This window comes from Halomonas sp. A020 (assembly GCF_027943625.1).
In the GTDB taxonomy this organism is placed as follows: Bacteria; Pseudomonadota; Gammaproteobacteria; order Pseudomonadales; family Halomonadaceae; genus Vreelandella; species Vreelandella piezotolerans.
Window position 1 is genome coordinate 1517562 of sequence record NZ_AP022850.1, and the last position, 21112, is coordinate 1538673.

Here is a 21112-nt window from a genome sequence, read left to right on the forward strand (position 1 = left end):
ATGGCTCATCTGCTGTTTCGGTTGCGCCATGTGACCGATGAAGAAGCCATGGAAGTCCGCCAACTGCTGGAAGAACATGGTTTCGACGTGTACGAAACCCAGGCGGGCTTTTTCCGCCTGGGAGTTGATGCCATCTGGCTGCGCGACCCAGCACAGCAAGACGATGCCGAGGCGGTGCTGGCGCGTTACCAGGCCGAGCGATTAGCCAAGGTGCGCCGTGAACACGAAGAGGCGCTGGCGCGTGATGATGCCCCTACGCTGTGGCGACGCTTCATGGCCCATCCGCTTCAAGTCACGCTAGTGATCGTGGCGGTGCTGATGATCGCTCTGCTGACCTTACTGCCGTTCGTAGGACTCGCCCGCTAAACGTCGCACAGCGCGTTAGATAGGTGTCCGCGTTTGACGTACATCATGACCCCCGAGGGTCCAGCGCTAAGCCGCGGGGCAGCCCCCGGGGGATAGCGGCACCAGCTACCTGCCGGGTACTCGGTGTCTGCGTCGCGTAGCGAGCCCTCCAGTACGAACAGCTCCAAGCCGCCCGGCAGCGCCGGATAGTCGATAATGACCTCGCCTTCCCAACGCTCTAGGCTGACGCGTTCATGTTGATAGGTGTGCAGCATTTTGTAGGTGATGCCTGGCCGACGGTCGGGCTGCCAGGGCAGGCGGTGGGCGGGAATGGCGAGTTGGAGCAGGTCGTTTTCATCGAACTGATGAAGTTTCACCAGGATCAGCGCACCCTCGTCGCCAATGCGCGGCGTGTGTCCCGTGCCGATGGGGTTGCGTAGATAGCTGCCCGCTGGGTAACGGCCATGCTCATCGGCAAACACGCCTTCGAGCACCAAAATTTCCTCACCGCCTTCGTGGGTATGGCGGCTGAACTGGCTGTTGGGCGCGTAGCGCACCAGGCTCGTGGCGCGGGCCACCTCATCGCCAATGCGATCCAGCATCATACGTTCGACACCTGCGCTAGGCGAGGCCACCCAGTGATACTGTTCCGGCGTGACACAGGCAAAGTGGCTAAAGTCGGCGTTTAGGCGCATGGTCGTGGCTCTTTGCGGTGAAGTAAACAGTGAACAGTGGCAGCGGCGCTGTGGGTGTCAGTCTCCCCATCCCGCCAGCAAAATGCAATGCAAAAAAATACCGCCCTAATGGGGCGGTATAGGGCCTTGCCGGCCTGGTCTAGTGGCGATGACCATGATCGTCGTGGTCGTGGTCGTGGTCGTGGTCGTGGTCGTGGTCGTCATGACCATGAGCTTCATGGCCCGGAGTAGCTAGGGCATCGTGCAGCACCCGGGCGTTATGGCGCATCATGCCAAGGTAGGTGCTGGCATCACCTTCACTGGCCAGCGCATCGGCATACAGCGTGCCAGCGATGGGCAGGCCGGTCTCTTCCGCTAGCTGCGTAATGATCGCTTGGTTGGTCATGTTCTCGTGGAACAGCGCCTGTACGTTCTCCTGCTCGATCACATCGATCAGTGCGGCCATGCTGGCACCGCTGGGATCGGCTTCGGTCGACAGACCGACCGGTGAAAGAAAATTCACGCCGTAGGCGCTGGAGAAGTAGCCAAAGGAGTCATGGCCGGTGATGACGCTGGCCGACGCGGGGATCTCGCTGAGCAGTTCACGAATCTCGGCATCAACGTTATCCAGCTCTGCCAGATAACGCTCGGCGTTGGCTTGGTAGCTCTGCGCATTGGCGCTATCCGCCTCGATCAAGCCATCGCGAATATTGGTGACGTAGACCTTCGCCTGCTGTAGATCTTGCCAAGCGTGAGGGTCGTCATCACCATGCTCGTGACCGCTATGGTCATCATGCGCATGATCGTCGTGACCGTGTTCATGATGGCCGTGCTTTTCATGTTCATGCTCTTCATGACCGTGTTCTTCATGCGCATGATCGTGCTCGTCATGGTGCGCGTGGTCATCGTGGCCGTGCGACGCAAAAGCGCGGGGTGCGATGCCGTCGGTGGCGGTGACCAATGGGCCGTCGTAGTCGCTGGAGTCAATCAAGCGCTCCATCCAGCCTTCGAACAGCAAACCGTTGAAGACCACTAGGTCTGCCCCTGCCAGTGCGCGGGCATCGCCGGGGCTTGGGGAGTAAACGTGAGCATCGCCATCCGGGCCAACCAGGGCGCTGACCTCCACATGCTCTCCGCCGACGTTCTCGACCATATCCGCCAAGATGGAGAAACTGGTGACGACTTGAACCCGCTCGTTCGCCATGGCCGCAGGCAGCGCCAACATGGCCGACACGCCCACTAACCAACGCGATGAAGAGAAAAACGACATAACATGCTCCTAAGAATGAAAGAAAATGGAAACGACGGCCCGCTAGTGAGAATGCTCCATTGCCAGTGGTGTCGTTTTACGCCGTAACTTCGCGGCCAAACTGTGGTAGCGGCCAAACAGCGCCGAAAATAAATACGCCGCCCCGGCCAGCAAGATAATGCTCGGCCCCGACGGTGTGTCTAAATGAAACGACAGCAGCAGCCCGCCGGTGCTGGCCAGCATCGCTAACACCACGGCAATCCCCATCAATCCTTCCAAGCGCTTGCTCCAAAACCGTGCCGCCGTGGCGGGTAGCATCATCAAGCCAACGGCCATCAGCGTGCCCAGTGTTTGGAAGCCAGCGGTCAAGTTGAGCACTAGCAGCCCTAAAAAGACGCTATGTACCCAGCTACTGCGACGGTGCTGACCGCGCAAAAATAGCGGGTCCAAACACTCCACCACCAAGGCGCGGAAAATGATCGCCAGGGTGATGACGATCAGGGTGCTGATCGACGCAATCAACAGCAGCGCCGTGGAGTTGATCGCCAAAATGGAGCCAAACAGTACGTGGGTTAAATCCACGCTGCTGCCCCCCATGGAGATCAGCATGACCCCAGCGGCCAGGGAAATGATGAAAAAGCTCGCCATGGCGGCATCTTCCCGCTGGCCACCCATTTTCGAGACCGCTCCCGCCAGCAAGGCCACCATCACCCCAAATAGCACGCCACCCACGCTCATCACCGGTAGCGAAAAGCCCGCCAGCAAAAAGCCCAGCGCCACGCCGGGCAGAATCGCATGGGCCATGGCATCGCCAATCAGACTCATGCCACGCAGCACCAAAAACACCCCCAGCGGCGGGGCGGCCAGGGAGAGCGCGAGCCCGCCGACCACGGCGCGGCGCATGAAACCGTACTCGAACGGGCTGACGAACCAGGTATTAAGCAGTTCCAGCATGACGCCCTCCCAGCGTAAACGGCACCACTTGGGCGGGTGCATGCTGCTGGTTGAGCGCGCTGGGGGCGACCCAGCGGCCGTGGCCAGCGCTCAGCATCAGTACCTCATCGGCCAGGCGGCGGAGGTGATCCATATCGTGCAGCACGATGATGATCGTGACGCCGTCGTCGGCCATTTGGCGCAGAATGCGAATCAAGATATCCACCGTGTCGCTGTCCACGTTGGCAAACGGCTCATCCAATAGCAGCAGTTCTGCCTCTTGCATCAGCGTTCGGCCAATCAGCGCCCGCTGGCGCTGGCCACCGGACAGCTCGCCCAGGGGGCGGTGCGCCAAGTGAGAAATGCCCAAGCGCGCCATGATCTCACGGCCCTTGCGGTAATGGGCGGCACAGTACCCTTTCAGCGCCCCGTGGCTTGGCCAACTGCCAGTCATCACCAGCTCTTCCACGCTCATCGGAAAGGTCAGATCCAGCGCCAACTGCTGGGGTAGCCAAGCGCGGCGAGCGTTATCCACCGTACACACCACCTTGCCACTAATAGGGCGAAGTTCGCCCATGATGGCCTGGATCAGCGTGCTTTTACCGGCCCCGTTCGCGCCGATGAGCGCGGTAATCGCACCGGGTTTGATATCGCCATCCACATGCTCCAGCACCGTGCGGCGACCCTGGGCCAAATGCAGATCGTGAAGCTGCAAGCGCGATGGTGAACGCTCGCTCATAGCGGCCACCCGCTGGCCCATACCACCAGCCCCCACAAGGCCAACAACGGCAGCGCCATCAGCCCGAGCCGCTTCGTGGCCGACAGCGACATCAATGAAAAATGACAAGGACCTTCCTTGTTATGGCGATGCATGTGCTCACTCATCGAGCAACCTCACTTACCAATAAATAAGTTATAACATAACGTTTGGTGAAACCAAAAAAGTGGCGAATATTTTACGCGCTCATCGCGTGCTGACAACGATGAGCGAGCTTATGTTTGAGAGATATACCAAGTGATCCTAGTAACGCCAAACGGCGCCAATCTGCTCAGGGGATACCACCAGCGCGTACTCGCCTTCCAGCGTGAGTGGGCCAAGCGATACGCGGGCGGGTTGGAAGCGATTGATAGCGCGGGTCGCCTGGTGGGGCTGCGTCCAAATTTGTAGCTCATTGATCAGCATGCCCGTCGCAAAGTTCATCGCGCCATCGCGCTCACGACCGTCGGCGGCAATGACCGCGCCCGCTACGGTATTCACCACCAACGAGCCAACCCGCGCCTCGAGCCCGCGGCGCTCCCGTTCCGCCTGGGCAAGCGACAGCCCTAGCGCCTGTACGCCGCTCAGATCGCCCTGCGCTTTCAAGCGTTCGTACTCCGCCAGCGCCGCCGGATGCGGTTGGCGGTCAGTCAGCATACCCCCTAGCGCTAACGCGGATTTCACCACGCCAACGCGGGCATCGAAACGGTCGTCCGGATCACTGGCCTCGCTCGATTGGTAGGCGTTATAGGCCAGGCTCGTGGCATAAACACCCGTCCATCCCCACTGCCAAACGTTGGCCTGTTGGGCACCGCTTTCGAATACCTCATCGTAAGCCGCCCAGTCATCCGCTGGCTGCGCCTGGGCGGGCAGTGCCAGCATCAGCGGAACTGCTGCAAAAAGCACGCGTAAATAAAGGGATAATTGCATGGAGAACCGCCTGAAAGACTGAGAAATGAGTGTTAAGCGTAGCATGGGGAGAGTACGCGTTTGTAAAAAGAGCGGGAGCAGGCAGCGTCCTGGCTAACGCTCGTTGACTTGAAACCTCATGGTTCCTCCAAAGCCGTATAGGCACTGCTCAGGAAACTCCCGAGGTTCTCGGCCGGTTTCGATTGTCGTAGGGCTACTAGCATCATCGTGAGCTTCGCTCATGCTCTGGCAGCTTTCATTGAAAGGCAAGGGCGGGGCAAGTGAACCCCTACCCCGATGCCTTTCTTACTTACTCCTTCTCCTCATCCTCTTCCCAGCGCTCCATGGCGCGTTTGTCGTCGGGTAGGCGGACCATGTCACCGATGTTGAGCTTTTTGTGCGACTGAAAGCGGTGGCCGTGCTGGTCGAGAATGGCGGCGACGCTGCCGATGCTGACGGCGTCTTCTTCCCGGTAGGCTTCGACTTTGACTCGGACGATGCGGCCCTGATAGCGAGCGGAGAGAATCGCGCCGGGGTAAGGGGGCGTGTGGTCGGGGTCGTTTTTGAAAAAGGCGGCGACGCTTGCGCTACCGGGTTCATCCCATTCGACATGTTGATGCATGGTCAGTGTCCTTACAGGAGTCGTTAGAAAATAAGCCAGCACATTCAGTGTAGTGTGCGTTAGCAGCACTCGGCCAATGTGCGTGGACACGCCTAGTCGATGCGCTTAACTTAACCCTCTAGGGGAACGTGGGAGGAGAAGGCGCCATGCATCCGTACCGTGCGCTATTTGAGCAGTCGAGCACGCCGCTGTTCGTGGTGGAGCGTTCAGCGCACGAGGCGATGAACGTGTATGCAAACGCGGCCTTTCGGCACGCGGTGGGCTGGGTTGACGATAATAGCGACATGGCGCTGGCCAGCTGTTTTCCATTGGACGTGAATAACGTGCTGGCCGCCGTATATGCCTGCGATCAGCAACAGACCGTGCAGGAGCTGATGGTGACTTGGGCAGATGCCTCAAGGCGTTGGCAACTGCAGCTTTCTCCCGTGGTAGAGGGCGAGTATCGCGCAGTGTATGGGGCACTTCATGAGCTGGTTCTGCCATTTGGCGAATCTTTGGATGCGCTGCTGTCTCAGTTGCCGGGATTCATCTACCAGTTGCACTACTCGCTGTCGGGTCACTGGCGTTACACCTACGTTGGCCAGCGGGTAGAAGAAATGTTTGGGGTGAGCGTCGAAGAGGCGCTGGCCGATGCGCAAACATTGCTGGCCAACATTCATCCTGGAGACCGCGATACCGTCATCGCAAGCTCGCTGGAAAGCGCTCGCACGCTGACGCCAGGGAAACAGGAGTTTCGGATGTTTCATCGTCACGGCGAGATGCTGTGGGTGGAAGCCAGTGACCAACCCCGCCGCGAGCCCGATGGCAGCGTGCTGTGGACGGGGTATGCCAACGATATTACTCAGCGTAAAGCGCTCGAAGCGGCGCTGAAATCCAGCGAGCAGCGCTTTCGCCAACTGGTGGAGCAGGCAAACGACATCATTTACACCCTCGATGCCGATGGCATGCTGACCTATATCTCGCCTAACTGGCCGCGCATATTGGGGCACGAGGTGAACGAGGTGCTCGGGCGGCATATGAGCCTCGTTCTGCATCCGGAGGACTTAGAAGCGTGCCGTCGTTATATCGAAAACGTGTTTGTGACGGCCGAGCCGCAAGGGCTGATCGAGTACCGTGTGCAGCATGCCAACGGCGAGTGGCGCTGGCACTTTACCAACGGTGCGCCGTTGTTGGATGAGCAGGGCAACGTGATCAGTTTTATGGGCATCTCTCACGATATTACGCCACGACACGAAATGGAGCAGCGGGTGCTGCATTTGGCACAGCACGATACGCTGACCGACCTGCCCAATCGAGCGATGTTTTTTGGCGAGCTGACCAAGGCGCTGCGCTCGGGGGGCCAGTTGGCCTTCTTGTTCATTGACCTGGACAACTTCAAGCCGGTGAACGATCGCTGGGGCCACGCCGTTGGCGACCAGTTGTTAAAAGCGGCGGCACAACGCATGCGCGCCCGGCTGCGAGGCACCGATATGGTAGGGCGAATCGGCGGCGATGAGTTCGTGGCGCTGCTGGGTGGTTCGGTCATGAAAGAGGACGCGTTAGCGGTCGCGCATCAACTCTGTTCAGCGCTGGCCGAGCCGTTTGCGCTGTTGGTGGGCGAGGTATGCGTCTCCGCCAGTATTGGCGTGGCGCTCTTTCCACTACACGCAAAGGATGAGGCCACCCTGATTCACTGCGCGGATCAGGCGATGTATCGCGCCAAAGCGGAAGGGCGTAATCGCGCTATCCTTTACTCTGCTTGTGAATCAGGCAAGACTGCGGGCGTTGCATCGACAGACTGAAACATGAAGTTTAGCGCCGCGGGTAGGCTGGCTCTCCAGACGCGCCAAGTATGGCCACCAGGGTAGAGGTCGAGCCGTACGTCACCAGGTTGAATACGTTCTATGGCTTGGCGCAGCTGGCGTGCATGGAACTCGGCGTCATAGATATCACGGCGTCCGGCGCTGATATAGAACGGGACAGGGGGCGTGTCGCCTTGCTCAGCCTCTGGGCGCGGCGTGACGCGTAGGCGGTAGCTTTCTAAGTGGGCTGTGTAGTTAAGCTGCTCCCAAAGCGCTTGATCGAACTCGCCCTGCGCATTCAAAAACGCTGGATGTCGGTGAGCGGAAGAGTTTTTGGGTGGCGCAGGGATATAGCTGGCGGGGCTGAGGGCAGCGGCAGCGGCAAACAGCTCTGGACGTTCGAGGGCGAAATTCACCGCGCCATAGCCACCAGCAGAGAGCCCCGCTACGCCACGTTGCTCGCGCGTCGTTCCCACATGATAGGTCGCTTCGATATGCGGCAGCAGGTCGTTGAAAAAAGCGCTACGGGCAGCTTCGTTATGCCCATCGACCCACCAACTGCGGCTGCCGGGCATGACGAATACCGCTGGAGGTAGATGCCCAGCCTCGATCAAACGATCAGCCGTTTGTGGCAAGTTGCCTTTGGTTGCCCAGTCAAACTCGTTACCAAATGACCCGTGTAGCAGGTATACCACTGGGTAAGGCGCCGAGGCCTGAGGGTCATAAGCGTCCGGTAAATAGATCGTATACGGGTAGTCATAACCCAGGGTGGGTGAAAAGAACTGTGCCCGTGAGACATCGCCCGCCAGGGCAACGCTACTCAGTGCCAACCCACCCAAAACGACCATGATCGCGCGCATCCAGCCGGTGAGGCATTCAGAGACAGTGCGTCCGAGAGCGTGTAAAAGCGGGAATCTGAGCGACTGTTCGAACACGAGGCCTCCAGGAATTTACCGTCGTTTAAAAGGTCGGACAACGCTGTAAGCCAGCCTGTTCATTGTCGTAAGCCCCTACATCAGCTTAGCAGCGGGGCTTGGTGGAGGTTCGATGCAGAAAATCGAGGAAATTTACTGGCTGCGCGCGTACGGCTGTGTCGCTGTGTTTCTCTTTCATTGGCTAGATCACCTGAATCAGCGCGTGGACAACGTCGTTACCGATCTCATGCGCATACCGCTGGTGCTGGGCACGCCTGTATTCCTGTTCATTTCGGTCTTTGTGTTTGCCGTCCGCTATGACAAGCAAGTACCGCCAGGTTTTCTATGGCAGCGAGTGAAGTACGTCATGCTGCCCTATTTAACGTACGGGTTCATCTATTCCACTGCCCAGTGGTGGCAACTGGCGGGCAGCGACAGCTCCGTGAATGTTTGGGAGAACGCAAAAGCCTACTTTATTTATGCGGGCTGGCATGGCTATTTTTTGATCATCGCCATGCAGTTCTATGCCGCTTATTGGGCCTTTACTCGTTGGCAGCTATGGCGCTTGCATCCGGTTCCTTGGCTATGGGGAGCTTGCTTGGTGAGTATGGCATATTGGGGGTTGGCGTATGCGTTGGCTATTGAGCCGCCGGGTTATTTGCTTTGGGTGGCTCCGTTGGGTTGGATCTATCTGTTCTTCTTGGCGCTAGTGCTGGTGCGCTATTACCCCTTAACGCCTTCTAGCCAGTTGATCGAACGGCCCGTTTGGCTACAAACCCTCTCGCAACCACGTTGGCTCTTGTTGTTCGTTGGCTTGATCGTGCTGGCCACGTTCGAGTATCGGCTGTCGTTCTCCTCGAAAGAGGTGTGGGTCATTCCCTTTTTTGTGCTGTTCACGCTGGCATTGATGCGTGGCTTAAAAGGGCGTAAAGCGCCTGGATGGGTGCGCTATATCAATGCTTACTCGTTTGGTATTTATCTAGCGCATCCTATGTTTTTTACGCTCACCGATACGCTAGTGGGCATTTCTACGCTGCCCCTGGCGGTTTATGCGCTGTTGCTCATCATGGTGGGTAGTGTGGGATCGATTCTGCTCAACAAAGTAGCCAATACCACCACATTGGGTGCCATGTTGCTGGGTAAGCGTTTAAAAATATGAACGGTTCGACGGGTTGGTGAGCTGGCAGGTTGGCGTTAAGAGTCAAAGAGGGGCAGGCGCTAAGAGGAGGTGGGTGAGCGGCTTTGTGGCGAGCCTCGAGCAAGCCCAAGCGACTCGCCGCTTAGCGTTTTTAAACGCGTAGGGCAAGCGTATAGGCGCTGTAAAAAGTCGAGCAGTGCTGGCTCATCGAGCTCTGGATCGAAGCCTCCGATTCGCTCCAACCACGCACGGCGAATGGCAATGTAGGGGGGAACGGTCACCGCCGAGCTGAGAAAGTGCAGCAACAGACGTTCCGAAAAGCGGGGAGTGGCGGCGTTGATGAGCAGCGCATCCGTCGCCGTGTCTAGCTGTGGATAGAGTAGGTACCAAAGCTGCGCCGCCATGGGTTCTTTATGCAGCGCAATCAGCAGCCAGTCTGCCTGGCTAATATACGCCGCTTGGTTGAGGCGTGCACCTAGGGTATGGGCAGGTGTCACCAAGCCGTGCGCGTGGTAACGCTTTTCGAGATCGGTTAGCCGTTCATCCGAGTGAGCACAGGTCACGATAATGGGTAGGGCATGGTCAGCAAGACCGGATTGGCGAATCGAGCGCAGGTGGCGGGGTAGCAAAGCTCCTGTCACTGAAGCATCAACGATAAAGCAGACCGTACCCATGCACGCGGCTTCCTTTTGTTATGAAAGCATCTCTGTTTGTAATTGATTGTAGATGTGGGTTTCTTTACGTAGCAAGAGAAAGTTTTTTAACGAAAAAAACAGTGAGGCTGGCGAGTTATTCATTTTGGTGCGTCTTGAGTGTTATTTGCACCAAATGCGTGCAAGGAAATGACGGTCTAGGCGTTTGAAAAAGCAATTGCCACTCCCTTGCTGCATTAAGACGCATGGGATGAGTCATTTTTCATATTTTAAAACAAAGAGTTGTTGATATTTTTTTCCATTATGGTGCAGAGTTGGCATGCTCTGTGCTTGTAAGCCATAGGTAGTTTCATCAGCGGCTATTGAAGCGTAGGCAGACGCCTCCAGGCGTGCTACAACGATAGCCGGTCTGAAATGATCGCTGGGCGGTTGTTATCCATCGTCGAACAAACGTTGAGCGAACAAAAAAGACAAACGCGCCACATGCAGCCGCGTGTTGAACGATTTGTTGAATAACACCTTTATCGATCGCTTACAGTTACACGCTTTAAGCCACGCTCATACCGGAGGACACTATGTCAGCCAAGACTCTCGCGCTAATCGAAGAACATGATGTTAAGTGGGTAGATCTGCGTTTCACCGACACGCGCGGTAAAGAGCAGCACGTCACCGTACCGGCACGCGACGTGAACGAAGAGTTTTTTGAAAACGGCCAGATGTTCGATGGTTCTTCCATCAACGGCTGGAAGGGCATCAACGAGTCTGACATGATCCTGCGTCCGGAAGACGGTACCGCCTTCCTCGACCCCTTCACCGAAGATGCCACACTGATTCTGCGTTGCGACATCATCGAGCCTGCCACTATGCAGGGCTACGATCGCGACCCGCGCTCCATCGCCAAGCGCGCCGAAGCCTACCTGCAGTCGACTGGCCTGGGTGACACTGCCTTCTTCGGTCCGGAGCCGGAATTCTTCATCTTCGATGAGGTGCACTGGAAAGCCGACATTCAAGGCGCCATGTACAAAATCACCTCTGACGAAGGCGCATGGGCGACCAGCAACCAGGTAGAAGGCGGCAACTTGGGCCACCGTCCGCGCGTGAAAGGCGGCTACTTCCCGGTACCCCCGGTCGACAGCTTCCACGATATCCGTGGTGCGATGTGTAACACCCTGGAAGCGATCGGTCAGACCGTCGAAGTTCACCACCACGAAGTGGCGAACGCCGGTCAGAACGAAATCGGCGTGAAGTTCAACACGCTGGTGAAGAAAGCCGACGAAGTTCAGGAAATGAAGTACGTGATCCACAACGTGGCGCACGCTTATGGCAAGACCGCGACCTTCATGCCGAAGCCGCTGGTGGGCGACAACGGCTCGGGCATGCACGTCCACCAGTCGTTCTGGAAAGATGGCCAGAACCAGTTCGCTGGCGACGAGTACGCGGGCCTGTCCGAAATGGCGCTGTACTACATTGGCGGTATCATCAAGCACGCTCGCGCGCTGAACGCCTTCACCAACGCCTCTACCAACTCGTACAAGCGTCTGGTGCCGGGTTTCGAAGCGCCGGTCATGCTGGCCTACAGCGCCCGTAACCGTTCTGCGTCCATCCGTATTCCGTACACCGCTAGCCCGAAAGGCAAGCGTGTCGAGACGCGCTTCCCCGACCCGACCGCCAACCCCTACCTGGCGTTCGCGGCGATGCTGATGGCGGGTATCGACGGTATCAAGAACAAGATCCATCCTGGCGATGCCATGGACAAGAACCTGTACGACCTGCCGCCCGAGGAAGGCAAGTCCGTCCCGACCGTGGCCAACAGCCTGGATCAAGCCCTGGAAGCGCTCGACGCTGACCGTGCGTTCTTGACCGAAGGCGGCGTGTTCACCGACGACATGATCGATGCCTACATCGAACTGAAGATGGAAGACGTCGAGCGTATTCGCATGACGACTCACCCGATCGAGTTCGACATGTACTACAGCTGCTAAGATCACCCTTGAGGTGTCGTTAGCCTGAAAACCCCGCCTCGGCGGGGTTTTTTCGTTGAGGCGAGGAAAGGAAAAGGGAGGAAGACGTCATGATCCGTCGCTGGCACGTGCGCTATGCAAGAGGATTGTCCACAGGTGCTGCGCTGCTATTGGGGCTGTGGGTAAGCGCGGCGCTGGGGCAAACGGTGTATCGCGTGGTGGACGCCCAGGGCAAGGTGACGTTTACCGACAACCCAGAACGTGGCGGTGAAGCCGTCACGTTGGCACCGCTGCCCAGCGTGACGACGGTGCGCTCTGCCCCACCTGACAGCCGAACCCCGAGCCGCACTCAGAGCCATCCTGGGCAACCGTTTATGCCTTATGACCGCTTTACCATCGTCAACCCGGCGAACAGCAGCGCCGTTCGGGGCGGCATGACGCCCGTGGAAGTGCAGGTGGTGCCGCCACTGCGGGACGACCACCAAATTCAACTGAGGGTGAATGGCGAGCTGAGCCAATCCGCCCTGCATAGCGACGCCTTCTGGCTGGCGGGGTTACCTGTGGGAGCGCACCATATTCATGCGGAGCTGTTGGATAGCCAGGGCCGTGTGCAGCACCGCACCGATCCGGTGACTATTTTTATCACTGACTAATCGAGTGCACTATAATGGTGCATTGAGGCGGCGCGTTTATCGGTTCATTGCGCTATTAACGCCCGCCATACCCCCGCTATCTGCCCACAAGCCGTGCATGCGGCCGCTTGCGCCGAATTGGCGCGCTTTTTGCAGATCCTCTCGCATACCTCTTTTGATGGATCAGTGCCATGTGTATTGATCGAAGCGACGTTTCAGGACACGCCATGTATCAGCGCTTACTCGAACACCTCACCACAGCAGTCCTGCTGCTCGACGGTGAGCTCCGCGTTCGCTGGATGAACCCAGCGGCGGAAGCGCTGCTGGCCGTGAGCTTTAGCCGCGTACAGGGGATCAGTCTCGATACGCTGCTGGGCGGTGACGAAAGCATCGACGACGTGCTGGCCAAAGCACGCGATGCGTTTCATCCCTATACACAGCGTGAAGCGCGTATCACGCCGCTAAATAGCGAGCCGCTGACCGTCGATTACACCGTGACACCGCTGTCGGCCGACGAGCTGCTGTTGGAAGTCGAGCCGCGGGATCGGTTGATGCAAATCTCCCGAGAGGAGGCCCTTACCACCCGCCAAGAAACCATCAAAGTGCTGGCGCGGGGGTTGGCCCACGAGGTGAAAAATCCGCTAGGGGGCATTCGCGGTGCCGCGCAGCTGTTAGAGCGAGACCTGGATGACCCGGCCCTGCGCGAGTTTACCCATATCATCGTGGAAGAAGTTGACCGCTTGCGTGACTTGGTCGACTCCATGCTAGGGCCGAACCGTATCGTCAAGCATGAGCCGGTCAACATTCATAAAGTGTTGGAGCGCGTAAGGGCGCTGCTGATCGCCGAGCATCCTCATGTGGTCGTCAGCCGCGACTATGACCCGAGCCTACCGGACCTGTCCGGTGATGAGGCGCAGATGATCCAAGCAGTGCTCAACGTGGCCCGCAACGCGGTGCAAGCCATGAGCGATGCAGGTACGCCCGCGCCCGAACTGACACTGCGTACCCGTGCGCGCCGCCAATTCACTTTGGGAGCCGAGCGGCACCGCCTGGTGAGCGAAGTCGGCATCATCGATAACGGTCCTGGCATCCCCGAGTCGCTACGCGACACCCTTTTTTACCCGATGGTCTCCGGCCGCGCAGAAGGGAGCGGTCTGGGGCTATCGATTGCCCAGTCAATACTGCACCAACATCAAGGATTGATCGAATGCGACTCTCGTCCCGGACACACCGAATTTCGTTTACTGATTCCATTGGTCATTAATTGCACCGGAGAAGCGTCATGACTGAGGCGACACGTACCGATGTTGCACGAGTGGTTATTGTCGATGATGACCGCGCTATCCGCTGGGTATTGGAGCGCGCTCTGGCGCAACCCGATCTGGAGGTCGAGTGTATCGAGCGTGCCGATACGGCGCTCGCACGCTTGCTGGAGAGCCCGCCGGATGTGCTGGTCACCGATATCCGTATGCCGGGCATCGACGGGTTGGATTTAATGGCACGGGTGCGTGATGCCCATCCGGATTTGCCTGTGATCGTCATGACCGCGCACTCCGATCTCGACAGCGCTGTCGCCTCCTATCAAGGCGGGGCATTCGAGTACTTGCCCAAGCCGTTCGATGTGGATGAAGCGCTCGCGCTGGTGCGCCGGGCCGTTGCCCATGCGCGTGAACGGCAGCGGCCGGTGAGTGTGCCGGAAGGTCTTAGCGCCGAGATCATCGGTGAAGCGCCGGCTATGCAAGAGGTCTTCCGGGCGATTGGACGGCTCTCCCATTCGCATATCACGGTACTGATCAACGGTGAGTCGGGTACGGGCAAGGAGCGCGTGGCCCAGGCGCTGCATCAGCATAGTCCGCGCTCGGGAAAGCCGTTCATTGCCTTGAATATGGCGGCGATTCCGCGCGATTTGATCGAATCAGAACTGTTCGGCCACGAGAAAGGCGCGTTTACTGGTGCTGCGCAGCAGCGCCAGGGGCGTTTCGAGCAGGCCAATGGCGGCACGCTGTTTCTCGATGAGATCGGCGACATGCCCGCCGAAACGCAAACCCGCCTACTGCGCGTGCTGGCCGATGGCGAGTTTTATCGGGTGGGCGGGCATACGCCGGTGAACGTCGATGTACGGATCATCGCGGCAACGCACCAGAACCTTGAATCACTCGTCGACGATGGGCGCTTTCGTGAAGACTTGTTTCACCGCCTGAACGTGATTCGTGTCCATCTTCCGCGTTTGGCCGAGCGGCGCGAGGATATTCCACGCCTCACCCGGCACTTTTTGGCCGAAGCCGCCAAGGAGTTGTCCACCGACATTAAAGTATTGACCCCCGAAGCAGAATCGCATCTGACCCGCCTGCCGTGGCCCGGTAACGTCCGTCAGCTCGAGAACATTTGCCGATGGCTAACGGTGATGGCTTCCGGTCGGGAGATTCTGGTCGAAGATTTGCCTCCGGAGCTACGCACCGTCGGCACGTCAGAGAGCAGCGTCCATGGCGACTGGCGCTCGGCGTTCCGTGATTGGGCCGATCATGCGCTGGCCGAAGGGCATACCCATTTGCTAGAAGAGGCCGTTCCTGACTTCGAGCGCATTTTGATCGAGACGGCGCTCAAGCACACCGGCGGGCGTAAAGGCGAAGCCGCCGAGCTGCTGGGCTGGGGGCGCAACACCTTGACACGCAAGCTTAAAACGCTGCTGCCTGCGTTGGCGGATGACGCCTAATTCGTGGGCTCGTGGGTAAGGGCTGGAGGTAGAACAAAGACGGCATCGGCAAGCGCGGGGTCTGGGAGGCGACACTCTGCCTGATCCCACGGCAGTAGGCTGAGGGTGTGTCGAATCCCCATCCCTTCGAGCTGGTGCTCTACGCCGTGGCCATAGGTGACGTGACCAAGGCCCATTAAGCCAACGGCTAACGCACCCTCTTTGACGGCGCCTGCAAGCCCGTGGGCCATGGCGGTATCCCAGGTGAGCTGCGCTTGGGTGAAGCGGGCTAGCATGGCAGGGTCCCCTTGCCCCATGCCATGCTGCTCGAATACCTCGGTCAAACGCTGCTGATAGGCTGAACTGGCGGGCAGTGGGGTAGGAATCCCGTAGCGCTGGTCAGCGGGGACACGATCAAAGCCTTCTTGAACGAGCCGTTGGCGCAATTCTGGCGTGATGTTGAGAGCCACCAGCGGAATCGCTTGCAGTCGCGCGAAGTGAAGAATGGGCAAGTAGAGCTCGGCATCGAATCCCCACGCGTCATCCCAGCGGCTTTCGGCCAGCAGCTCTGTCTCGGTCAGCTCGCCCGCTACCCAGCGGTCTAACACCGGCTGAGCGCTTCTTGGCAGCATCTCCAAGCCAACCACCATATCTTCGCGGAGAGCATGCAGCCCTGCGAGCGTGTGCAGCTGCCTGCGGTGATGATCCTCGACGTCGTGCTGTTCGCCCAGTAGTACGACCTGCTGTCGAGCGGCCTGGGCAAGCAGCGTTGGTGCGCCCACGGCACCGTCTGCTTGCCACCACTGTCCTGGTGACGGGCAATCGCCATAGGCGTGTCCCGTGGCAAGTGCCATCGTCAGCAGAATCCATGGCCACGTGGGGCGCATTGTGTTAGCCCTTCTGAGCTTTGAGCCGGTTGATCTCGGCCAAAAGTGCTTCTGCTTCTTCGGTCAGCGTGGCGTTGGCTCGCATATCACCGTTGCGGGACGCCTCCATCGCCGCTTGAAGCTTACGCTCATAGGCTTGCTGAAGCTTTTTTTGAGGGTCGCGATTAAATAGACCGAACATGATCACTCTCCTTTTGTGTGTACACTATTTGTATAGCCATGAGGTGACAATGTCGACTCTTAATCGTTCTTATTTTATGTAGCGCCGCGCTCACTCGTCGCGCATAGCGTTAAAAAACGACGAAAATCAACTAAGATCGTCTCCAAACTGTTATGCAGACGATGATCGTCGTCGATCATCCTGAGTGACAATCGCTGTGCCTGGGCGCGTTCAATAACGGGGCCAGGAGGTACCACATCATCCTGCCAACCGTGAATGATATGCGTGTGCCGCGCTTGAATGGTGGGGGATGTTTCGGGGTATTTGGGTAAGCCAAGCGCAGGGGCAAGCAAAAAACAGCCCAGGACTGGTGTCCGAGCACTGACGGCGGCGCTTAACCAGCCACCAAGGCTAGACCCTGCCATGACGCAACGTGAGGGATCATCGCCGCGCTTCTGAAGCGCCTGCTGTAGATGAGCCAGCCGCTGGGCTGGCTCGTCCATGCCCCGGTAATCCATGACGACTGGCTCACAGTCATCTAGCTGTTCGGCAATGCCCTTGAGCGCTTGCATCTTTAGTGCGCCCGGGCCACTTTCCAAGCCATGCGAAAGGTAGACAGTCATCATCATGGTCAATCCGCCGACCGCTGAATGGCTTCACCGCCTTGTTCGATATCTTGCCCCATTCCGCGAACGGTATTGCAGCCACCCAGCACCAACAGCGTTGCCAGCAGCAAAATGCCCAGTGCGACGGTACGTTTCATCGGCCTTTCCTCGTGCCTAAGTATGCCCATGCGAGCGTGAGAGTGTGATAAGTAACATAAGCGTTGTTGTCATCGACCGCTACCGTGAAGCGAGGGATTTTGTCACGATGAGCTAACGTCTCATGTGCCAAAGGATGGGGGCAGCTCGTGCGAATTTGTCGCATGTGTCAGTTCGATACATAAAGATTCGCCCTCGTGGGCGCTTCTGTGCTTAACTTGGCAGTGAGTGTTTTTTCTAAGTTATTGTTTTGTATGTTTTTATTTTTGTTTTTTCGAACGATGGCCTAGAGTCTGCAACACATTGAGTGTTATGAAGAGTATGACGTCAGTATCACCCTTTAACAGCGTGAGCAGGCTGACAAGCAATCAAGGAGGGCAGGACGCCCAATCAGCACCAGGGAAGTGAAAGGACACTCAGCCTGCTCACTCTTATCAACACAGGATGTGTTGGTCATCGACGCCAGGGAGTGGCAGCGGTGCAAAACAGCCATCTCGCTTCGGCGGGATGGTTTTTTTGCGTCAATTTTTTAACGAGTAACTCTCTGATTTGTCTATTTTTTAATATTTACAGCGTTATTTGAACAGCACTTGTACAGATGAAGAAGGGGTTTTGGTCTATCCTTTCGGTTAAACCAAAATTCAGCGGTTAGAAGACGTCAACGTAGCAACCGCGTACTTTCAGGGACAAGCGCTATGGCGATGGTACTGATGTTGGGCATGTTCGTCCTGTTTCTGGGATTTTCCGGGGTCGGCGTATACATGATGTTCAAGACATCCTTGATGGCGGCGACCGAAGAACGTGACGATATTCCGCCCGATAGGTAGTACCGCCACGTTGACCGTTCGCATCACAAAGCCGCGCGCTCCATCGCTATTTCATGAGCGATAGAGCGCGCGGCTTTTTTTGTGCGTAGCCCCAGAGCGGTGATGGCGTCTTGTCGTAGTACCGGCCGAGGCTAGCCCATCCAGTAAAGGCTCAACAGTGCAAAGCCATAGCCCATGACACCGCCAACCAGAACGTCACTGACGTAGTGCAGCCCAAGTCCTACGCGAGAAATGGCAATCAGCAGGCTAAGTGGTAAAACGATGGGCAGTAACCAGGGCGTATGGGCAGCCACCAAGACGCTAAACATGACGGCATGCATGGTGTGGCCGCTAGGAAAACTGTAGCGGTCTCGGGCAGGCTCACCGCAGTGCACGCCGCCCAAATACGTAATGAAAGGACGTTCGCGGCACAGTTTCGTTTTGACCAGTTTGTAGACCGTAATGGCTATGAGCGCGATCAGCGTGTACTGCAAAATGCGCCCCCATCCATTGGGTTGTAGCCAGGGCTGCGCTGTAATCAGTAGCACCCAAACGGGCCAATCGCCCAGTTTACTGGCCGCTTGCAGGGTCAGCCGCCAGGGGCGATAGAGCGAGAGGTGAGTGACTCGTTGGCAAAACCGCCACTCCCATAGATCAAGACGATCGAATACGACAAGCGGGCGAGCTCGCATGATTAGCCTCCTGGGCCTCGTTGAGGTAGCGCAGAAATTGCTCCGCGATGCCCGACCAGCTCTGTTCTAGGGCGCGTAAACGGGCAATTCTTCCTAGTCGTGCGTATTCGGCGGGATGCTGGCAAAGCGCGACGGCCGCCTGTTGAAACGCCACGGCATCGTTGGGTTCGACCGTGATACCGTTGTGCCCGCTCTGGATCAGTTCGGCGCTGGCGGCATGACGGTATGCCACCACCGCTAACCCGCTGGCCATGGCTTCGGTGATCACATTTCCCCAGGTTTCCGACAGTGATGGAAACACGAACATATCCGCACTGGCATAGTGCCGAGCCAATGCCTGCTTATCGATGAAGCCTGTGAAATACGCGTCAGGTAGTGCTTTTTCTAACTGTGATCTCCCTGGACCATCGCCGACCACCACAAGCGCCATGTCGGGGCGCACATCGCGCATGGCTTGCAGTGTTTCCTGAAGTAAGGTGAGATTTTTTTCTGGTGCAATGCGCCCTACGTAGAGGGCCACTGGCTGGTGTTCACTAACGCCCCACTGCAGCCGGAGTGCGTCATCACGAGAGGCGGGCGAGAAGTGTTCGCCATCGATACCCCGAGACAGCACCTGCACGTCGCGGATGCCCTGCTGGCGCAGTAACGTTGCCTGCTGCTGGGTGGGGACTAGCGTCAGCGCGCAGCCGTTATGAAAGTAACGCAAATAGCGGCGTGTGGCGGACGACAGCCAAGAAACCCCGTAATCGTGGCAATAGTGGTCGAAATTGGTGTGCCATCCCGCGACTAACGGAAGCTGGAGTTGCAAGGCGGCCTGCCGTGCTGCCCAGCCAAGCGGGCCTTGGGTGGCCAGGTAGACCACGTCGGGTCGATGCTGTTGCCAAAAGCGACGCACCGTGGCGGGGCGAGCAAAGCCCACCTGCACGTCACGGTAGCCGGGAATCGAACAGCGATTCACCTGTAGCTCGTGCCCGGCGTCTTGGGCAGCGCCAGCGGTTTTAGGCGTCGGTCGAATCACATCCACTGTGACCCCCAGGCGCTGTAATTCACGGCACAACCGGCTGAGCGTGTGGGCAACGCCGTTGATTTCTGGTGACCATGTTTCGCTAACGATACAGAGCCGCATGTGCGATTCATCCCTTTATCACGTTTGCGAACATAGTGCGCAGCCACAATGACATTGACGAGTCAGGTAGGTGAACAAGCGATGACAGCGCGGCTGGGCGCAGCGTGTTCGACGTTTAATTGTAGGTCTCACTATAAGTTGAAACGTTTATTTCGGATAACAGATAAATGTTAATTTTTGAGGACATTTTTATTTAAGTTTTTATTGATGAAGTAGACATAAATAAAATAAAACTTTAAGAAGAATGACATATACCTTCTCTAAGGTAGCCGATGACGAAGCAGTCAATGCTTCGGTCGTGACTTTACAATGTATAGTCTTAATGACTTGAATGGCGAATTAACGCTTTACTCTAGCTCAATAAGTGCTGACAACAAGCACGGGCGAATCTAAAGGGATCCATCATGTTTAAGAAAACGACACTTGCTCTGGCCGTTAGTGGTTTACTGGGTGCCTCTGCTGCCCAAGCGGCGATGGTTTACGATCAGGATGGCACTACGCTGGATATCTATGGCCGTATTGCCATGGGGTTCGAAGGTGGCGGCGCAGAAGAAAACAACGTTGATAATAGTGAAGAGTTTCGCAACTTTGGCTCTCGTTTACGCATTACTGCTGGCCATCAAATCACCTCTGATCTGCGCGCGTTTGCCCGCGTAGAGTGGCGTTTCACGGGCGATGAGCGGAATCAAGCGTCTGGCTTTGACGAAGTGCGTAACAGCTACATTGGGCTGGATAGTGAGCAGTACGGTACTTTTACTGCAGGTAACTTCGATAGCTTCTACGACAGCGAAGTGATGGGTGTATTCGACGTGTATGTCGAGCGCGGCTACGAGTTTGCAGGTGGTGGCCTGCAAGCACGGGGTGACTCTCTGGCGTATATGACGCCGGACCTGAATGGGTTCCAAGCATTCATTGCCGCTAAGCATTTTTCAGAGCGTGGTTTGGAGCCGTCTGATCAAACCAGCGAAGGGAACGTGATCGCTACTCAAGGGGGCGTAACTTATGCCACTGGCCCGCTGCGCCTGGCGCTGGGTTACGTCGAAGATACCGTTCGTGGCGGTGGCAATGGTGAAACACGCGTGGGTACGACCGCTGAATACGCCATCAATGACGCTTTCTCGGCACGCCTGGGTTACGAAACCCGCGGTGACAGTGACACTCAGGGCGGCGGCTTTGACACCGTTGGTCTGGGTGGCACCTTCGCTACTGGCGCATGGACGTTCTACCTCGATTACTACAACATCGAGCTGGACAATGTTTCCGACAGCCGCGATGCCTGGGCCGCTGCCGCGCATTACGATCTGTCCAACAACTTCGATGTCTTCGTGGAGTTGAACGATGCCAACGAAGATGCGGTGAATAGCTACGAAGATGACCTGTATTACGCGGTAGGTGCGCGTTATCACTTTTAAGTGAGCGT

Annotated in this window: 23 protein-coding genes; 9 read left to right on the forward strand and 14 right to left on the reverse strand. The window is 57.4% G+C overall.

From position 1 onward, the window contains the following. Positions 1–366 (forward strand): DUF6164 family protein, encoded by a 366-nt coding sequence (locus FRH_RS07065; RefSeq protein WP_153843229.1) that lies wholly within the window; start codon positions 1–3, stop codon positions 364–366. Here the strand turns inward: FRH_RS07065 and FRH_RS07070 are convergent. From FRH_RS07070 to FRH_RS07095, 6 genes are all read right to left on the reverse strand, one after another. After that, complete coding sequence (locus FRH_RS07070; protein WP_153843228.1) at positions 363–1040, reverse strand: cupin domain-containing protein; 678 nt, start codon at positions 1038–1040, stop codon at positions 363–365. The two genes, FRH_RS07065 and FRH_RS07070, sit on opposite strands and share 4 nt — an antisense overlap. Before the next feature lie 139 nt (positions 1041–1179). Then, complete coding sequence (locus FRH_RS07075) at positions 1180–2289, reverse strand: zinc ABC transporter substrate-binding protein (protein ID WP_281997998.1); 1110 nt, start codon at positions 2287–2289, stop codon at positions 1180–1182. A gap of 42 nt (positions 2290–2331) precedes the next feature. Continuing rightward, positions 2332–3222, reverse strand: coding sequence for a metal ABC transporter permease (locus tag FRH_RS07080; protein ID WP_281997999.1), 891 nt, complete (start codon positions 3220–3222; stop codon positions 2332–2334). Beyond that, positions 3206–3940, reverse strand: a complete 735-nt coding sequence (locus FRH_RS07085; protein ID WP_281998155.1) for an ABC transporter ATP-binding protein — start codon at positions 3938–3940, stop codon at positions 3206–3208. Before FRH_RS07085 ends, FRH_RS07080 begins: the two co-directional genes overlap by 17 nt. A 282-nt stretch (positions 3941–4222) precedes the next feature. Next, positions 4223–4888, reverse strand: a complete 666-nt coding sequence (locus FRH_RS07090; protein ID WP_281998000.1) for a hypothetical protein — start codon at positions 4886–4888, stop codon at positions 4223–4225. Between the two features lie 289 nt (positions 4889–5177). Then, positions 5178–5489 carry a hypothetical protein gene (locus tag FRH_RS07095; RefSeq protein WP_139527890.1) on the reverse strand — a complete coding sequence of 104 codons (312 nt, stop codon included), beginning with the start codon at positions 5487–5489 and terminating at the stop codon, positions 5178–5180. Positions 5490–5635: 146 nt separating this feature from the next. Here FRH_RS07095 and FRH_RS07100 point away from each other — a divergent pair, with 146 nt between their 5' ends. After that, positions 5636–7270: a sensor domain-containing diguanylate cyclase gene (locus FRH_RS07100; protein ID WP_281998001.1), complete on the forward strand. Its 1635-nt coding sequence runs from the start codon at positions 5636–5638 to the stop codon at positions 7268–7270. On the opposite strand, the gene FRH_RS07105 is transcribed toward FRH_RS07100, so the two are convergent. Next, entirely contained in the window at positions 7219–8118 is a 900-nt protein-coding gene (locus tag FRH_RS07105) for an alpha/beta hydrolase-fold protein (RefSeq protein WP_281998002.1), read from the reverse strand. The genes FRH_RS07100 and FRH_RS07105 overlap by 52 nt on opposite strands. 199 nt (positions 8119–8317) lie before the next feature. On the opposite strand from FRH_RS07105, the gene FRH_RS07110 reads away from it, so the two are divergent. Beyond that, entirely contained in the window at positions 8318–9343 is a 1026-nt protein-coding gene (locus FRH_RS07110; RefSeq protein ID WP_153843224.1) for an acyltransferase, read from the forward strand. A 59-nt stretch (positions 9344–9402) separates the two neighbouring features. Here FRH_RS07110 and FRH_RS07115 read toward each other — a convergent pair whose 3' ends face one another. Next, positions 9403–9996, reverse strand: coding sequence for a hypothetical protein (locus FRH_RS07115; RefSeq protein ID WP_153843223.1), 594 nt, complete (start codon positions 9994–9996; stop codon positions 9403–9405). Positions 9997–10550: 554 nt separating this feature from the next. Here FRH_RS07115 and glnA point away from each other — a divergent pair. From glnA to ntrC, 4 genes are all read left to right on the forward strand, one after another. Beyond that, entirely contained in the window at positions 10551–11957 is a 1407-nt protein-coding gene (glnA, locus tag FRH_RS07120) for a glutamate--ammonia ligase (RefSeq protein WP_139527893.1), read from the forward strand. Positions 11958–12046: 89 nt separating this feature from the next. After that, positions 12047–12589 (forward strand): DUF4124 domain-containing protein, encoded by a 543-nt coding sequence (locus tag FRH_RS07125; protein ID WP_281998003.1) that lies wholly within the window; start codon positions 12047–12049, stop codon positions 12587–12589. Between the two features lie 206 nt (positions 12590–12795). After that, complete coding sequence (gene glnL, locus FRH_RS07130; protein WP_139528002.1) at positions 12796–13854, forward strand: nitrogen regulation protein NR(II); 1059 nt, start codon at positions 12796–12798, stop codon at positions 13852–13854. Beyond that, the gene (gene ntrC / locus FRH_RS07135) at positions 13851–15281 is read left to right on the forward strand and encodes a nitrogen regulation protein NR(I) (protein ID WP_281998004.1); all 1431 of its coding nucleotides are present in this window, start codon (positions 13851–13853) and stop codon (positions 15279–15281) included. Before glnL ends, ntrC begins: the two co-directional genes overlap by 4 nt. Here ntrC and FRH_RS07140 read toward each other — a convergent pair. The 4 genes from FRH_RS07140 to FRH_RS07155 all read right to left on the reverse strand — a co-directional run bounded on the left by FRH_RS07140 (position 15278) and on the right by FRH_RS07155 (position 17070). Continuing rightward, the gene (locus tag FRH_RS07140; protein WP_281998005.1) at positions 15278–16147 is read right to left on the reverse strand and encodes a ChaN family lipoprotein; all 870 of its coding nucleotides are present in this window, start codon (positions 16145–16147) and stop codon (positions 15278–15280) included. The two genes, ntrC and FRH_RS07140, sit on opposite strands and share 4 nt — an antisense overlap. Positions 16148–16151: 4 nt before the next feature. Then, on the reverse strand, positions 16152–16328 hold the full coding sequence (locus tag FRH_RS07145; protein WP_139527896.1) for a DUF6435 family protein: 177 nt from the start codon (positions 16326–16328) through the stop codon (positions 16152–16154). Positions 16329–16402: 74 nt separating this feature from the next. Continuing rightward, positions 16403–16933, reverse strand: a complete 531-nt coding sequence (locus FRH_RS07150; RefSeq protein WP_139528004.1) for a YqiA/YcfP family alpha/beta fold hydrolase — start codon at positions 16931–16933, stop codon at positions 16403–16405. A 5-nt stretch (positions 16934–16938) separates the two neighbouring features. Continuing rightward, the gene (locus FRH_RS07155; RefSeq protein WP_139527897.1) at positions 16939–17070 is read right to left on the reverse strand and encodes an entericidin A/B family lipoprotein; all 132 of its coding nucleotides are present in this window, start codon (positions 17068–17070) and stop codon (positions 16939–16941) included. Positions 17071–17763: 693 nt separating this feature from the next. Here FRH_RS07155 and FRH_RS07160 point away from each other — a divergent pair. Further along, positions 17764–17895: a hypothetical protein gene (locus tag FRH_RS07160; RefSeq protein WP_255303963.1), complete on the forward strand. Its 132-nt coding sequence runs from the start codon at positions 17764–17766 to the stop codon at positions 17893–17895. 131 nt (positions 17896–18026) lie between these two features. Here the strand turns inward: FRH_RS07160 and FRH_RS07165 are convergent, their stop codons facing one another. Next, the gene (locus tag FRH_RS07165; RefSeq protein ID WP_219862417.1) at positions 18027–18566 is read right to left on the reverse strand and encodes a phosphatase PAP2 family protein; all 540 of its coding nucleotides are present in this window, start codon (positions 18564–18566) and stop codon (positions 18027–18029) included. Beyond that, positions 18529–19692, reverse strand: coding sequence for a glycosyltransferase family 1 protein (locus FRH_RS07170; protein WP_281998006.1), 1164 nt, complete (start codon positions 19690–19692; stop codon positions 18529–18531). The genes FRH_RS07165 and FRH_RS07170 overlap by 38 nt, the downstream gene beginning before the upstream one ends. Positions 19693–20096: 404 nt before the next feature. Between FRH_RS07170 and FRH_RS07175 the strand changes: the two genes are divergently transcribed. Further along, complete coding sequence (locus FRH_RS07175; protein ID WP_153843218.1) at positions 20097–21104, forward strand: porin; 1008 nt, start codon at positions 20097–20099, stop codon at positions 21102–21104. Positions 21105–21112 lie beyond the last annotated feature (8 nt).